Origin of the sequence: Nostoc sp. DedQUE09, assembly GCF_034530915.1 — a bacterium.
Lineage (GTDB): Bacteria > Cyanobacteriota > Cyanobacteriia > Cyanobacteriales > Nostocaceae > Nostoc.
The window spans coordinates 94,924-109,982 of sequence record NZ_JAVRCE010000023.1 but is presented as its reverse complement, the minus strand read 5'-3'; the positions used below and the strand labels follow the sequence as shown (position 1 = coordinate 109,982).

Annotated in this window: 12 protein-coding genes; 9 read left to right on the top strand and 3 right to left on the bottom strand. The window is 43.3% G+C overall.

What is annotated here, in order from left to right:
• Window positions 1-545: 545 nt before the first annotated feature.
• Both dps and RMY27_RS16690 read right to left on the bottom strand, forming a co-directional pair.
• On the bottom strand, window positions 546-1,118 hold the full coding sequence (dps, locus tag RMY27_RS16695; protein WP_322665022.1) for a DNA starvation/stationary phase protection protein Dps: 573 nt from the start codon (window positions 1,116-1,118) through the stop codon (window positions 546-548).
• Between the two features lie 116 nt (window positions 1,119-1,234).
• On the bottom strand, window positions 1,235-2,287 hold the full coding sequence (locus RMY27_RS16690; RefSeq protein WP_322665020.1) for an aldo/keto reductase: 1,053 nt from the start codon (window positions 2,285-2,287) through the stop codon (window positions 1,235-1,237).
• Window positions 2,288-2,863: 576 nt separating this feature from the next.
• Between RMY27_RS16690 and RMY27_RS16685 the strand changes: the two genes are divergently transcribed.
• The 6 genes from RMY27_RS16685 (at window position 2,864) to RMY27_RS16660 (ending at window position 11,399) form a co-directional block, all read left to right on the top strand.
• Window positions 2,864-3,469 (top strand): Uma2 family endonuclease, encoded by a 606-nt coding sequence (locus RMY27_RS16685; protein ID WP_322665019.1) that lies wholly within the window; start codon window positions 2,864-2,866, stop codon window positions 3,467-3,469.
• A 115-nt stretch (window positions 3,470-3,584) separates the two neighbouring features.
• Window positions 3,585-3,989: a thiol-disulfide oxidoreductase DCC family protein gene (locus RMY27_RS16680; protein WP_322665016.1), complete on the top strand. Its 405-nt coding sequence runs from the start codon at window positions 3,585-3,587 to the stop codon at window positions 3,987-3,989.
• A 258-nt stretch (window positions 3,990-4,247) separates the two neighbouring features.
• Window positions 4,248-6,095 carry a malto-oligosyltrehalose trehalohydrolase gene (gene treZ, locus RMY27_RS16675; RefSeq protein ID WP_322665014.1) on the top strand — a complete coding sequence of 616 codons (1,848 nt, stop codon included), beginning with the start codon at window positions 4,248-4,250 and terminating at the stop codon, window positions 6,093-6,095.
• 490 nt (window positions 6,096-6,585) lie between these two features.
• Window positions 6,586-9,384: a malto-oligosyltrehalose synthase gene (treY, locus tag RMY27_RS16670; protein WP_322665012.1), complete on the top strand. Its 2,799-nt coding sequence runs from the start codon at window positions 6,586-6,588 to the stop codon at window positions 9,382-9,384.
• Between the two features lie 168 nt (window positions 9,385-9,552).
• A complete protein-coding gene (locus RMY27_RS16665) occupies window positions 9,553-11,064 on the top strand; it encodes a trehalase family glycosidase (RefSeq protein WP_322665010.1) in 1,512 nt (503 codons plus the stop codon).
• Window positions 11,065-11,159: 95 nt separating this feature from the next.
• The gene (locus RMY27_RS16660) at window positions 11,160-11,399 is read left to right on the top strand and encodes a hypothetical protein (RefSeq protein WP_322665008.1); all 240 of its coding nucleotides are present in this window, start codon (window positions 11,160-11,162) and stop codon (window positions 11,397-11,399) included.
• A gap of 237 nt (window positions 11,400-11,636) precedes the next feature.
• Here the strand turns inward: RMY27_RS16660 and RMY27_RS16655 are convergent, their stop codons facing one another.
• The gene (locus RMY27_RS16655; protein WP_322665006.1) at window positions 11,637-11,789 is read right to left on the bottom strand and encodes a hypothetical protein; all 153 of its coding nucleotides are present in this window, start codon (window positions 11,787-11,789) and stop codon (window positions 11,637-11,639) included.
• A gap of 455 nt (window positions 11,790-12,244) precedes the next feature.
• Here RMY27_RS16655 and RMY27_RS16650 point away from each other — a divergent pair, with 455 nt between their 5' ends.
• The 3 genes from RMY27_RS16650 to RMY27_RS16640 are packed head-to-tail and all read left to right on the top strand — an operon-like array spanning window position 12,245 to window position 14,983.
• Window positions 12,245-13,672 carry a nicotinate phosphoribosyltransferase gene (locus RMY27_RS16650; RefSeq protein ID WP_322665004.1) on the top strand — a complete coding sequence of 476 codons (1,428 nt, stop codon included), beginning with the start codon at window positions 12,245-12,247 and terminating at the stop codon, window positions 13,670-13,672.
• 4 nt (window positions 13,673-13,676) lie between these two features.
• Window positions 13,677-14,276, top strand: a complete 600-nt coding sequence (locus RMY27_RS16645) for a nicotinate-nucleotide adenylyltransferase (RefSeq protein WP_322665035.1) — start codon at window positions 13,677-13,679, stop codon at window positions 14,274-14,276.
• Complete coding sequence (locus RMY27_RS16640) at window positions 14,237-14,983, top strand: NUDIX hydrolase (RefSeq protein WP_322665002.1); 747 nt, start codon at window positions 14,237-14,239, stop codon at window positions 14,981-14,983. Before RMY27_RS16645 ends, RMY27_RS16640 begins: the two co-directional genes overlap by 40 nt.
• The last annotated feature ends 76 nt before the right edge of the window (window positions 14,984-15,059 follow it).

Genomic DNA, 15,059 nt, shown 5'->3' with positions numbered 1-15,059 from the left:
TATCTCTCATGATATTGACAAACTCCTTCATCTTATGGAATGAAACAGCCCTGCCTTGGCAAGGGGGGATTAAGGGGGGTAATTCCAGGGTTTGGGCTTCATTACAAAGATGTGTGTACACCATAGCCTTGTAAAGGGGGGAAACAAGAAAAATCTGGTTTCCTCCCCCAATACATACGGGGAGGGTTAGGGACGGGTAAAAAATATTTGATACATCAATCACGACTTTTCAAACATCCTCTAAATCCCTCTCCCAAACTTGGGAGAGGGACTTTGAATTTAGTCCCCCTTCTCACAATATTGGGAGAAGGGGTTAGGGGATGTAGCAAGATCCCGCAGGGTGGGCGAATTTTGCATTTATTCAAGACGGCTAATTAGTTTTACCACATAAAAATGCCCCTCTCCGAGTCGGAGAGAGACACTTTTGAACTTTAGTTCTAGGTAGAGAATTTCGTATAACTCACATTAAGATACCGTTATCATAGGGTTCGTTAAACTTTAGTCTAATGCACCCTATTAGTAAATTAAGTGTCTCTCAAAAGTGCTTACTTTACACCAGCAGGGATCTTTTGAGTTTTAGTAGTAGCCGCTTTGCCATTCTCTGCCTTAATTTCTGCTACTTGTAAATGAGCTTCTAAGAACCAGAGTCGTTTGTCAATGGTGCGGGAAATTTCGGTGTAAAGGTCAGCAGTATCGAGGTCGCCTAATTCATCAGTTTTGTCGATCGCTTCCCGGAGATGTTTAGCGTAGAGTGCATAACGATCTGCCAACGCTGTCACATGGTCTTTACCATCCAAAATATCTAAGGGATATTCTGGCAAAATTGAATTACTAGCTGCGGCGCGCGCTGTTCCAAAAGCATATCCGCCTAAAGCTGTAACGCGTTCAGCTAGCATATCGATGTATCCTTCTAATTCCCCAGCAAGTTCATCAAATAATAGGTGTAGCTGGTAGAAGTCAGTTCCTTTAACATTCCAGTGCGCTTGCTTTGCTTGGGTTTTTAGGTCTGAAGTAGCTGCCAAGCTTTGGTTGAGAAGTACCACGATTTGAACTCGCGCTTCGGCGGGAATGTCAATGCGGGTAGGGTACAAACGTGATGTAATGCTGTTGTCACTCATGATTCTACGTTGTTAATGCCTTTTAAATCCAACTCTACAGAATTGCAAGGCTAGGCGAAACTCTCTGACGATGGATTGAATTAATGCCTGAATGTGTTACTGTTTATTACTATTAGTTAAATACGATGGTTTTCTATGGTATTGAATGTACCACCGAAAAGGCGATCGCGAATTACATCACTCTGCAAAAAGTCATGGGGAAAACCCAGTTCAATTTGACTCACTTCATTTAAACGTTGCAAATGTTCTGGCGAGAGGGTGATATTTAAAGAAGCTAAGTTATCTTGAAACTGCGTTAATTTACGTGCCCCAATTATCGGAATAATCACACCACTTTGAGCGTGTAACCAAGCTAATGCTACTTGTGAAGGTGTGTATCCAATTTCGGTTGCAACTTCACTGACAACTTGAGCGACCGCTAAATTCCGTTCTGAAATAGTTCCAAACACTGGATTTACTAATCTTCCTTGTTCGCTACTCTCTTGAGGAGGCTGATTATACTTACCTGTCAGCACACCACCACCTAAAGGCGACCACGGTGTTACTGCTAAATCTAAGGCTTTAGCCATCGGTAGCAAGTCACGTTCTGGTGTTCGTTGAATTAAACTATACTCAATTTGTAAAGCGACAAACTGCGTCCATCCTTGGTATTGGGCGATGGTATTTGCTTGGGAAACGATCCAAGCGGGTGTATCAGAAATACCGATGTAAAGTACTTTACCTTGACGCACTACATCATCAAGCGATCGCAAAACTTCTTCAATCGGTGTTGTGAAATCCCAAGCGTGCAACCAGAATAAATCAATGTAATCGGTATTCAGCCGTTTCAGGCTACCTTCTAAAGACTGAATTAAATTCTTGCGATGGTTTCCACTGGCGTTAGGGTCGCCCTTTTTGTTATTCATCTGCAAGGGAAAGGAATATTTTGTCGCAACTACAAAGCGTTCTCGTTCTTTAGCAATCAACTCACCGACAATTTTTTCACTGCTACCATCGGTATAACCGTTGGCGGTGTCAATGAAATTTCCCCCTGCTTCTGCATAGCTATCAAAGATTTTCCGACTTTCGTCAACAGATGCACCCCAACCCCAATCTTCACCAAAGGTCATGGTTCCCAAGGAGAGTTCAGAGACTCTTAACCCGCTTTTGCCCAAGAGTTTATATCTCATGAATATTTTCTCATTAATGAAAAAACTAAGCAAATACCATTCCAAAGGCATGATAACTGGAAACTGGGAGCGATGTTTGACTTAATACATCGACCTGCTATGTTAATGCATCGACCCGTTATGTTAATACATCGACCCGTTATGTTAATGCATCGACCCGTTATGTTAATACATCGACCCGTTATGTTAATACATTGACCTGTTATGTTAATACATTGACCTGTTATGTTAATACATCGACCCGTTATGTTAATGCATCGACCCGTTATGTTAATGCATCGACCTGTTACGTTAATACAGCCTCGTTTTACTTCGCACTGGTTTAGTTAGACAAGAGCAATGCCTGCGGTGGTAGTCACTGACTTGTACTGAGCGCAGTCGTTGGCGCAGCCTCTCGCAGAGAAGTAGCTTTGTCGTACCCCTCCGGGGAAGCAAGCTACGCGCAGCGTGTCGCAGACAGACGCTGCGCGAACGTAGAGAAGTGCGGGCTATGCTTACGCAATTAATTCGCCGCCTCATGGTAGTTTTGCTTGATAGTACCTTCGTTACAATAAGCCTACGTCAAGTCAAAACATAATGACCTACACCTCGCCCAAGCTACTTACCTTTGAGGAATTTATCGCCCAATATGGTGACAATACACGCTACGAATTAATCGACGGGCAATTAAGAGACATGGAACCTACAGGGCCACACGAAGCTATTGCAGGTAATATTGCAGGTAGAATCTATGTCGAAATTTTTAATTCTAATTTCAACTGGCTAGTTCCAAAAACTTGTCTGATAAAACCACCTGCGGCTGAAGCGACAGCACTGCGTCCTGATGTAATTGTTTTAGATAAAACCGAACTTAGTAAAGAACCGCTTTGGCAAAAAGAACCGATTATTTGTAACGGCAGTACTATTAAGCTTGTTGCTGAAGTTGTGAGTACTAATTGGCAAGACGATTATGCAAGAAAAGTGGAAGAATACGCTTTTCTTAACATCCCAGAATATTGGATTGTGGATTTTCGTGGCTTAGGTGGTTTGCAGTTTATCGGCAATCCCAAACAACCAACCTTTACCGTTTGTCAGTTAGTGAATGGTGTGTACCAGCAACAACAATATCGTTTAGGAGATACTATTTTTTCTGATGTCTTGCCAAATTTACAACTGAAGCTAGATGACATTATGCATATTTGAACTGGAGATTGGTTTCGGTAAGGTAAGAGCGATCGCTACAGTTTTCTAAGCTAGAATACCAAAGTCGTGTTTAGATACATCCGACAATTCAATTGCCAAATGAGCCATTATTTTTATGAATTATTACGTAATCTACGACGGAAATTGTAATCTCTGCGTTACCCTAGTGCAATTGCTAGAAACCTTAGACCAAGGAAAGTTGTTTCGCTACAGTCCTATGCAAGATGAGCAAACACTTTTACAGTGGGGAATTTCAGCCCAAGATTGCGAACAGGGAATGATCTTAATTGATGGCAATGACCCTCAGAGACGTTGGCAAGGTAGTAATGCCGCAGAAGAAATTGGGCGGTTATTGCCAGCAGGAAGTATATTTGTAGACGCTTATCGAGCATTGCCGGGGGTGAAATGGGCAGGCGATCGCTTTTACGAACAAATCCGCGATAACCGCTACACCATATTTGGTAAGCGTTCTAATACATATCAATCGGCATACTGTGTGGATGGTAGCTGCAAGCCGTAGGAGTGAACAGCCGTGCTACCCTACGAATGCCCGGTTTTTTCTCCGTCATTTCTCCCACATTTGTCATTAGACTGAATTTATTCTGGTCAAAAATCCGCCTCCAGATGCTAGCAAAAAGTCTGGTAGACCAACCATTATGCTATCTGGCGTGTTTGTAAATATTGTGCAATCAATGACATTTGCGATCGCCTATGGCGGGCGTGTACGCCATCGCGCCACAATTCGGCACAACAAACTGAACTGATGGGAGGATACTGCGTGAAAATTGGTGCTCAATACTTGGGTAACGGAGAGTGTGAATTTACAGTTTGGTCTCCGCTATTAGATAGCGTCACGGTAAAAATTTTGACGCCAGAAGAGCAGTTAATTCCCCTCAAGCCTCAATCTGAGGGATACTGGCACACGAAAGTCAACGATGTGTATCCGGGTACGCTTTATCGGTATGTCTTGAATGGCCAAGACAACTTTGCCGATCCGGCGTCGCAGTATCAACCGGAAGGGGTGCATGGGCCGTCGCAAATTGTCGATCATGATTTTGAGTGGACTGATGAAGGGTGGACTGGGATTCCTGTGGAATCAATGATTTTCTACGAAGTTCATGTTGGGACATTCACGCCGGAAGGAACTTTTACCGCCATCATTCCCCGTTTACCAGAACTCAGAGAACTGGGAATTAACGCCATTGAAATCATGCCCATCTCGCAGGTTCCGGGAGATACTCATATTGAAGCATCTCTGGCATATCGCAACTGGGGCTATGATGGCGTTTATCCTTATGCTGTCCAAAATTCCTACGGTAGTCCAGCCGAACTCAAGCAACTGGTAAATGCTTGCCATCAAAATAACATCGCCGTTGTGCTGGATGTGGTTTATAACCACTTTGGGCCGGAAGGCAATTATATGAGTCAGTTCGCGCCCTACTTTACTAAAACCTATAAAACCCCGTGGGGCGAAGCGATGAATTTCGACGATGCCCATAGTCAGGGCGTGCGAAATTATTTTATTGAAAATGCGCTTTACTGGTTGGGCGAATTCCACATTGATGCATTGCGCCTGGATGCCATTCAAGCAATTTATGACTTGGGAGCGAAGCATTTTTTGTGGGAATTGGCGGAAGCAGTTCATCATTTCTCACAACAAGGGCAAAGATGGAAACGCCATCTGATAGCCGAAAGCGATATGAATAATCCGCGAATAATTCGTCCAGCAGAATTGGGTGGATATGGACTCGATGCTCAGTGGAGTGATGATTTTCACCACGCATTGCATACACTGTTGACAGGCGATCGCCAAGGATATTATCAAGATTTTGGGAAATGTGCTGATTTAGCAAAAGCTTATAGTGATACTTTTGTCTACGATTGGAAGTACGCACCACACCGCAAGAGATTTCATGGCGTATCTTGCCGCGATCGCCCTTTATCACAGTTTACAATCTGCATTCAGAATCACGATCAAATCGGCAATCAAATGAAAGGAGAACGCCTCAGTCAGCGGATCTCTTTTGAAGGATTAAAGTTAGCCGCTGGCGCTGTGCTGCTATCGCCCAACTTACCCCTGTTATTCATGGGAGAAGAATACGGCGAAACTGCACCCTTCATTTACTTTGTCAGTCACTCCGATGCCGATTTGATTCAAGCAGTTCGAGCCGGACGCAAAGAAGAATTTGAAGCATTTCACTATGCAGACGATCCCCCAGATCCCGAATCGGCAGAAACTTTCCTCAAGTCTAAACTCAATTGGGAATTACGCAATCAAGGAAAGCACAAAGTTCTCTGGGATTGGTATCGTCAGTTAATTAATTTACGGAAGACACATCCAGCACTTCTTAACCAAGACCGCAATTTCATCGAAGCAACTAGCGATGAAGAGAAGGAATTGGTGATCGTGCGGCGTTGGTGCGAATCAAGTGAAATAATATTTGTGATGAATTTCAATTCGTCTCCAGTGACAGTGACTCTGCCGTTTGAGCAAAATGCGAATAAATTGTTGGACTCTGCTGATACCTCATGGTCTGGGCATGGTTCTGAAGCTGCTGAACATTTGTCTGTGGGCGAAGAAGTGAAATTGCAACCTACTAGTTTAGTACTCTATGAAAAAGCATGAGGGGGAGAGTTAGAACTTAAACTTTCAGCCTTATAACTTCAACGTTCGAGCATAAAGGTTTAAAGGCACTTATTCATCTCCCTGAAAATTTACCCCACCCTAACCCTCCCCTTGTAAAGGGGAGGGAACTAGATTTCTTGTTTCCCCCCTTACAAGGCAGGGCTGTTTCATTCCCCAAAGAGCTTTAAAAATCAAGGGTTATAGCAATTAAAAATTAGTTATTTTGTTACTAGCGTGCCGATGAAACCAACTATTTTACTGATATTTCAGTGCTTAAATATTCATCTCTTCGTCACGCTTACTTACAATTTTCTTGCTAACCATCTTGACAAATCCTGTTTGAAATGGAATGAATCAGCCCTGCCCTTACAAGGGGGGATTAAGGGGGGTAATACCCTTTTACTACCGAAAAGAGAACTTTTCAAACATCCTCTAAAATGTTCAGCGTTTACCCTCAAAACCCTTATTCCCCACTCCATACTAAAAAAATATGCGAATTCCTACCGCCACTTATCGAATCCAATTTACACCTCAGTTTGGCTTTGACAACGCCAAAGCGATCGCAGCTTATTTAGCAGATTTGGGTATTTCTGATTTATATGCTTCCCCCATTTTCAAAGCACGATCCGGGAGTACACACGGCTACGATATAGTAGATGCCACTCAACTTAACCCAGAATTGGGAACTAATGAATCCTTTGATGAATTAGTTAGTGAAATTCAATCCCTTGGTATGGGCTGGTTACAAGATATTGTGCCCAATCACATGGCCTACAGCAGCGAAAACGATTACTTGATGGACGTATTGGAACACGGCCCAGATTCCAGCTATACCGACTACTTCGACCTTTCTTGGAATGCTCCCTTTGGCGATCGCCAAGAGCGAATTCTCGCGCCGTTGCTGGGAGATTTCTATGGTACATCCCTAGAAAACGGACACATTCAACTGCAATATGAACAAAACGGTTTAACCGTCAACTATTACAGCTTAAAACTGCCACTGCGGTTAGAATCTTACACAAAATTTATCACCCATAATCTGGGTAAACTCACCCGGACACTGGGACGCAATCATCCCGATTTTATTAAGCTATTGGGAATTCTCTACATTCTCAAAAGTGTGCCCTCAGAAGTTGCCGGAAAACAGCGACAAGACCAAATCGCATTTATTAAAGGATTGCTTTGGGAACTCTACACTACAAACGACACCATCCGCGAGTTCATTGACGAGAATATCGAAACTTTTAATGGAGAACCAGGTAATTCAGAAAGCTTTAACCTTCTAGATGAATTACTGAATGAGCAATTTTACCGCCTTGCCTTCTGGAAAGTTGGCGCGGAGGAAATGAATTACCGCCGCTTCTTTACTGTTAATGAACTGATTTCCGTTAAAGTTGAAGAAGTGCGGGTTTTTAATAATACCCATAGCTTCATTCAAAAACTGGTTGAAGAAGGCAAATTTACAGGTTTAAGGATTGACCATATTGATGGACTTTATAACCCAATCCAGTATATAGAAAGGCTGCGGGAAAAGATGGGAGATGTTTATATCACCGTCGAGAAGATTTTAGAACTCACCGAAGAATTGCCGGAAAACTGGGGAATTGAAGGAACGTCTGGATATGACTTTCTCAACTATGTAAATGGCGTATTTTGTCAAACAGAAAATGAATCATCCTTCGATAAAGTTTACCAGAACTTTATTAGTTCCAGAGTAGATTATGCCTCGGTAGTGAAGGATAAAAAACACCTGATTTTGGAAAAGAATTTAGCAGGTGATATTGACAATTTGGCACTTTTGTTAAAGAACGTTTCCAGCAAATATCGCTATGGCAATGATTTTACACTGAATGGATTAAAAAGAGCGATCGCCGAAGTTTTGACACTGTTCCCGATTTACCGCACCTACATTACGCCTGATGGAATTGGAGAAAGCGATCGCGCTACCATTCAGAAAGTAATTGATCAAGCCAAAAAACAAACGCCCCTGTTGCAAAACGAACTGACCTTTATTGAAAAGTTAATGCTGCTAGAGTTTGATAATTCTCTGACTCAAACAGAACGCGAACAGTGGATATATTTTGTCTTGCGAATGCAGCAATACAGTGGCCCGTTAATGGCAAAAGGCGTAGAAGATACCACATTATATGTTTACAATCGGTTGCTGTCACTGAATGAAGTTGGGGGAAATCCTGGTCATTTTGGCATCGACCTAGCAAAATTTCATGCCTTTAACAAACAGCATCAAGAAACCTGGCCTCACACAATGAACACCACAGCCACCCACGACACCAAGCGCGGCGAAGATGTGCGGGCCAGATTGAATGTCCTCTCAGAAATTCCCGATGAATGGGATCAGCAGGTAAATACCTGGAGTGCGATTAATCGAGGACATCGTAGCGATCGCCACGGCTTCGCTATACCCGATCGCAACGATGAGTATTTTCTCTATCAAACCCTAGTAGGGGCGTTTCCTTTTGCCGAACATGAACATGCATCCTTTGTAGAACGAGTGAAGGATTATATAATAAAGGCAATCCGAGAAGCAAAGGTGCATACAGCCTGGTTACGACCTGATAGCGAGTATGAAGAAGCTTGTACCTCCTTTATTGAGAAAGTACTCGATCCTTCCCTCTCCGGGGAATTTCTAGAAGCCTTTCGTCCCTTTCAACAGCGAATTGCAGAGTATGGTATCTTCAATTCCCTTTCCCAAACTCTACTGAAGATTACCGCCCCTGGCGTACCAGATGTATACCAAGGAACAGAACTTTGGGAACTAAGTCTAGTTGATCCAGACAATCGTCGTCCCGTGGATTTTGAACAGCGACGTACTTACTTAAGCGCCATCCGTGAACAGGTAAAAACAGACATTCTCGGACTGATTCAGGAGTTACTAAACGACAAAACAGACGGTAGAATCAAACTGTTTTTAACGGCTCAATTACTCCAAGCCAGAACAAACTATGTCTCATTATTCCAGGACGGCGATTATTTACCGTTAGAAGTTCAAGGAACCTACGCCAATCACATTATCGCCTTTGCACGGCGCGAGGGAAATCAAACAGCGATCGCGATCGCACCCCGCTTTTTAACCAGCCTCATCCAGCCAGGAGAAAACCCCTTGGGCGAATCAGTTTGGCGAGATACACACCTGCAACTACCCCCCGGAACTTCCTCCACCTGGAAAAACGTCCTAACTCAGCAACCCTTACAAGCTACAGAAACCCTATCAATCGCAACAGCCCTCACCCATTTCCCAGTTGCCCTCTTAATTAGCACTATCGAGTAAAAACAAAAATCAATCCCACGCAGAGAGAACCCTATAAAACCTCAGCGTTCCTCTGCGCTTCCCTTGGCGACGGCAGTCCTCATGGGGGAAACCCCCTTGGCGCTAGCCTCTCCCTTTGGGAGAAGACCGCGCTGCCTCTTTTTTGCGTTGAAAAAACAATTCAGAATTATGACCCCAGCACTGACCACCGCGCAGATAGACGCTGTGCGCCTCCACATCAAAAAAACCTGGAAAACCTTAACGCGATCGCACGAACACTTATTACAATCTGCAAAGGATACCAAGCTAGACCACAAAACAGAAACTCCCTGGATTGTCTACATTTCACCCTCAGAAGATTGTCCCAACATTCAGACTGTGTTAGAGCGATCGCTATCTTCCAAAGATATGCAACAGCTGCAAATTCGCACTTTGCCAACTGAAGCGGAGGCAATTAAAGAGCATGGGTTACTATACCTACCAGGGCCTTATCTCGTACCAGGTGGCCGCTTCAACGAAATGTATGGCTGGGACAGCTACTTTATATTACTAGGACTTTTGCACGATGGAGAATTGGAGCTAGCGCAAAGCCAAGTAGATCAGTTATTGTACCAAGTGCAACATTACGGCACGATCCTCAATGCCAACCGGACTTATATGCTGTCGCGATCGCAGCCCCCTGTCCTCAGTATGATGGTTTTGGCGCTATTCCAACACACCCAGGATAAAGAGTGGTTAAAGTTAACCATACCGATCCTAGAACAGTTTTATTATTACTGGGTAGTACCGCCTCACCTGAATCCTGCAACAGGCTTGTCTAGATTCTATGCCTTTGGGGAAGGCCCAGCGCCAGAAGTTTTGTTTTCCGAGCGGGATGAAGAGGGAAAAAGCCACTACGATCGCGTCAAGGAATATTACCAAACCTTTGAGGTTGAGGATTATGACGTTAGTCTTTACTACAACCGAGAAAAAGACGAACTGACGCACTTATTTTACAAAAGCGATCGCACCATGCGCGAGTCTGGTTTTGATATCACCAATCGATTTGGCCCTTTCAGTGCTGATATCCTCCACTATGCTCCTGTGTGCCTCAATAGTTTGCTGTATCAAGTAGAACAAGACTTGGGACAAATCCACAATATTTTTGGGAATGAAGAATTAGAACGGCAATGGCGTGATCGTGCGAATATCCGCCGCGATCGCATCGATAAGTGTCTCTGGGATGAAGAACAGGGACTCTATTTCGACTATCATTTCCAGGGTGGAGAACGCCGCCGCTACGAATTTGCTACCACGTTCTATCCCCTGTGGCTGGGAATTGCTTCTCCAACCCAAGCCAAGCGTGTCGTAGAAAATCTCTCTTTATTTGAAGCCCCAGGCGGAATTTTTACCAGTACTCGTGTCACCGGCAACCAGTGGGATGCTCCCTTTGGCTGGGCACCATTGACATTAGTTGCTGTCCAGGGACTTCATCGCTATGGGTATCATACAGAAGGCGATCGCATTGCCAACAAGTTTCTCGCTATGGTAGTTAAAGAATTCGAGCGTCACAATACCCTAGTTGAGAAATATGATGTTGAACGCTGTTCTGCCAACGTTTCCGACGAAATCTGTTTTGGATATAGTTCTAACGAAGTTGGTTTCGGCTGGACAAATGGAGCGATTTTAGAACTCTTAGCAATCGGCAATCAAAAAGTTTAAATAAAAAGGCGTGAGTTTTTTCTCACGCCTTTATCTTAGTGGGTTGAATTATATTAAAACTTACACACACTCTACGATTCTTGGGAATAATCACAATGGTTCAATTAGCCCCAAAATTCCTAACCGTTGATGAATTTATTAGCCATTACGGTGAGTGCGATCGCTATGAACTAATTGATGGTGAATTAATTGAGATAGAAGCAACCGCGCCCACACGAGGCCTAAATAAATTATATGATTGTTGCAACCTATCTATTCATCAGGAGCCAGAATGCAGAAGGAATTGGCTAGTGACGTATTTTAATACGCCACTACTTTTAAATAAAGGGGTTTAATTACGAAGCTCAATCTACAATTTCGTGGTTTTCAATTATAGCCGTAGTCAAACAGATTAGGACAGTGTTGATTGCTCAAAGTCTTGAAAAAACTGGATTTTTACTCAGCACTCAGCACTCAGCACTCAGCACTCAACACTCAGCACTCAGCTATATATGGTTTGCCTAAACTCCCCAGTAATTGCCCTCGTTTGAATTCTGAATTTTGACTCCTATTTATCAATGCCGTATCGGCACCTACCAATTATCATCTGTATCTTCATCGTAAGGCTCACCTGTAAAAGGTTGTATGCCAACAGCAGGATAAGCATCATCCGTAGGACCAAAAATCCGCATTGCAGCTTCAGAAATATACTGGGTTATGTTCGCAATGATTTTGGAAATATCCATAATATTGGACTCCTTATTTTCGAGTCGCTTTAATGGTGATGCTTACTAATGTAATCCTAATATTCAAGCCTTGGTTATATTCTCAATATATTGAGAATATATGCAATGTTTATTTAGATAACTTCGCAATACTTTAGCTTGTCAAAAAGTCAAACTTTTCTCTTTGATTCTAATTGTAACATAGTTGTTTCTTTCAAACCATTTGGGAAAAGAGCGAAGCAAAACAAACTTTATCTGACAGGATATTATTTTCCTTTATTAGCCACCCGATCTAATTAACATTATTGCTAGTCATTACTATTAAAAAATATTAAGTTTTTGATGAAGTTAATATTAAGCTACCGATAAATCTACTGTTATACGGCAATCTCAGACAATATACTTGCTGGGAGTTGACATTATTTATGGTAAATATTACCATAAATAAAAGAAGCATCTTGTAAGGAAGCTCTTGCATGACAACTTTGCCAGATTTGGACTATGTATATAAACAGCAGAGCCAGCAGAACCCGGAACTGAACCTTTCTGCCGATGACTACAGCTTGCTGACCGACCTTTACCAGTTGACGATGGCAGCTTGTTACACTGGCGTTGGTATAGAACAACGACGGGCAAGCTTTGAATTGTCCGTCAGACGGTTGCCAGAGGGTTTTGGTTATTTAATTGCAATGGGGCTGACGCAGGCATTAGAATATTTAGCCAAAATCCGCTTTAGTTCCGCGCAAATTGCGGCATTACAAGCAACGGGAATTTTTGCTCACGCAGGCGATCGCTTTTGGTCACTTTTAGCTGAGGGAAAGTTTACGGGTGATGTTTGGGCAGTACCAGAAGGGACGGCTGTGTTTGCCAATCAACCACTGTTGCGGGTGGAAGCACCACTTTGGCAAGCGCAACTAGTGGAAACTTACCTCCTGAATACGATTAATTACCAGACTTTGATTGCCACAAAAGCAGCCCGGTTGCGGGATGTAGCGGGAGAATCAGCAACACTTTTAGAATTTGGCACCAGACGGGCATTTAGTCCGCAGGGGTCTTTGTGGGCAGCACGGGCGGCGTTGGCGGGTGGTTTAGATTCCACTTCTAATGTGTTAGCAGCGCTACAACTGGGACAACAGCCAAGTGGTACGATGGCACACGCCTTAGTGATGGCGTTGTCAGCAATAGAAGGTACTGAAGAACAAGCTTTTAGTGCATTTCATCGCTATTTTCCGGGTGCGCCATTGCTGATTGATACTTACGATACCATTGCTGCTGCCGGGCGCTTGGCCGAAAAAGTAAATTCTGGGGAAATGCAATTAACAGGAGTGAGATTGGACTCAGGAGATTTAGTTACCTTATCAAAACAGGTGCGATCGCTCCTTCCCGGTGTGCCAATTTTTGCTAGTGGTGATTTGGATGAGTGGGAAATTGCTAGATTAAAAGCTGCTGGGGCCGAAATTGATGGTTACGGGTTGGGAACGCGACTAGTTACAGGTTCGCCTGTCAATGGAGTTTATAAACTTGTAGACATTGATGGCATCCCTGTGATGAAGCAGTCTAGTGGTAAAGTTACTTATCCAGGGCGTAAGCAAATTTTTCGTTCATTTACGGGAGGTAAGGTAAAAGCAGACAGGTTGGGACTCTTAGGTGAAATTGCTTTAGAAGAAGAACCTTTGTTGCAGTTAGTAGTCCAACAAGGTGAACGGGTGCAGCCTTTGGAATCGTTGGCAACAATTCGTCAGCGTACTGCTGTCTCAGTTGCGAGTTTGCCACAAGAAATACGGCGTTTGGATCGTCCTGTAGGGATGCAGGTGGAAATTTCTGCCGCATTGCAACAGTTGACAGAGGAAACTAAGAAGCGAACCGCAATCGCGCAGCGTCTCGTAGAGAAGGACGCAAAGTAAGATGATGAAAATTGCTTTGTTTGGTACTAGTGCCGATCCACCAACTGCGGGACATCAAAAAATTCTGAGTTGGTTATCTGAGCGTTATGATTGGGTAGCGGTTTGGGCAGCAGATAATCCATTTAAGTCCCATCAAACACCCTTGGAACATCGGGCGGCAATGTTGCGATTGTTGATTGCGGATATAGACACGCCACGGCACAATATTGCTTTGGAACAAGAATTGAGTAGCTTCAGAACGCTGGAAACAGTGGAAAAAGCCAAGCTTACTTGGGGTGAAGACGCCCAATTGACGATGATTATTGGTTCAGATTTACTGAATCAGCTACCACGTTGGTATCGCATTGAAGATTTGTTACAGGAAGTGCAACTACTGATTGTACCGCGACCCGGATATGTAATAGATGAATCTAGTTCAGAGGTAGTGCAAAAGCTGGGAGGGAAAATTGCGATCGCTAGTCTAACCGGTCTAGATGTTTCCTCAACAGCGTACCGTGAACATAGAGATCCCCAAGCCCTCACAGCCCCTGTAGTTGCCTATATTAATCAAGAGCATTTGTACGAATGCCAGGACGTTCAACAAAAAAGATACCAACTCCGTTAAACCAACAACCTTTGGCCGATTTCAAGGTTGGTGTTGATAATGTAATTTTTTCTGTAGATACTGTACAAAATCGGCTGTTAGTTCTACTCGTAATGCGACAGCAAGAACCATTTTTAAATCATTGGAGTCTTCCCGGTACTTTGGTACGTCCAGGAGAGTCTTTAGAAGATGCCGCCTATCGCATTATGGCGGAGAAAATAAAGGTTAACAATCTCTATTTAGAACAACTGTATACATTTGGCGGGCCGAATCGCGATCCACGGGAAGCAACTGATAGTTATGGTGTGCGTTATTTATCAGTTAGTTACTTTGCCCTAGTGCGATTTGAGGAAGCCGAATTGATTGCCGATCGCATGACTGGCATAGCTTGGTATCCGGTAAAACAAGTGCCGCAATTAGCTTTTGACCATAACGAAATTCTGGCTTATGGACACAGGCGATTACGAAATAAATTAGAGTATAGCCCAGTGGCTTTTGAAGTCTTGCCAGAAATGTTCACCTTGAATGATTTATATCAGTTATACGCCACAGTTTTAGGTGATAACTTTTCCGATTATTCTAATTTTCGAGCGCGTCTACTGAAGTTAGGTTTTTTATGCGATACCGGAATTAAGGTATCACGAGGTGCTGGTCGTCCGGCTAGTTTGTATAAGTTTGACGCTGAAGCTTTTGCTCCTTTAAAAGATAAACCTTTGGTGTTTATTTAACCAATGTCTACCCAAAGTCCAGAGGTAAAAGTCTTAAGGTGAATTCTAGTAATAAAATTACCATAGCCGTTGGTTT

What these genes read in the sequence shown, in the direction of transcription:
- dps (WP_322665022.1), bottom strand. Translation starts at nt 1,118, where the DNA reads ATGAGTGACAACAGCATTACATCACGTTTGTACCCTACCCGCATTGAC.
- RMY27_RS16690 (WP_322665020.1), bottom strand. Translation starts at nt 2,287, where the DNA reads ATGAGATATAAACTCTTGGGCAAAAGCGGGTTAAGAGTCTCTGAACTC.
- RMY27_RS16685 (WP_322665019.1), top strand. Translation starts at nt 2,864, where the DNA reads ATGACCTACACCTCGCCCAAGCTACTTACCTTTGAGGAATTTATCGCC.
- RMY27_RS16680 (WP_322665016.1), top strand. Translation starts at nt 3,585, where the DNA reads ATGAATTATTACGTAATCTACGACGGAAATTGTAATCTCTGCGTTACC.
- treY (WP_322665012.1), top strand. Translation starts at nt 6,586, where the DNA reads ATGCGAATTCCTACCGCCACTTATCGAATCCAATTTACACCTCAGTTT.
- RMY27_RS16665 (WP_322665010.1), top strand. Translation starts at nt 9,553, where the DNA reads ATGACCCCAGCACTGACCACCGCGCAGATAGACGCTGTGCGCCTCCAC.
- RMY27_RS16660 (WP_322665008.1), top strand. Translation starts at nt 11,160, where the DNA reads ATGGTTCAATTAGCCCCAAAATTCCTAACCGTTGATGAATTTATTAGC.
- RMY27_RS16655 (WP_322665006.1), bottom strand. Translation starts at nt 11,789, where the DNA reads ATGGATATTTCCAAAATCATTGCGAACATAACCCAGTATATTTCTGAA.
- RMY27_RS16650 (WP_322665004.1), top strand. Translation starts at nt 12,245, where the DNA reads ATGACAACTTTGCCAGATTTGGACTATGTATATAAACAGCAGAGCCAG.
- RMY27_RS16645 (WP_322665035.1), top strand. Translation starts at nt 13,677, where the DNA reads ATGAAAATTGCTTTGTTTGGTACTAGTGCCGATCCACCAACTGCGGGA.
- RMY27_RS16640 (WP_322665002.1), top strand. Translation starts at nt 14,237, where the DNA reads ATGCCAGGACGTTCAACAAAAAAGATACCAACTCCGTTAAACCAACAA.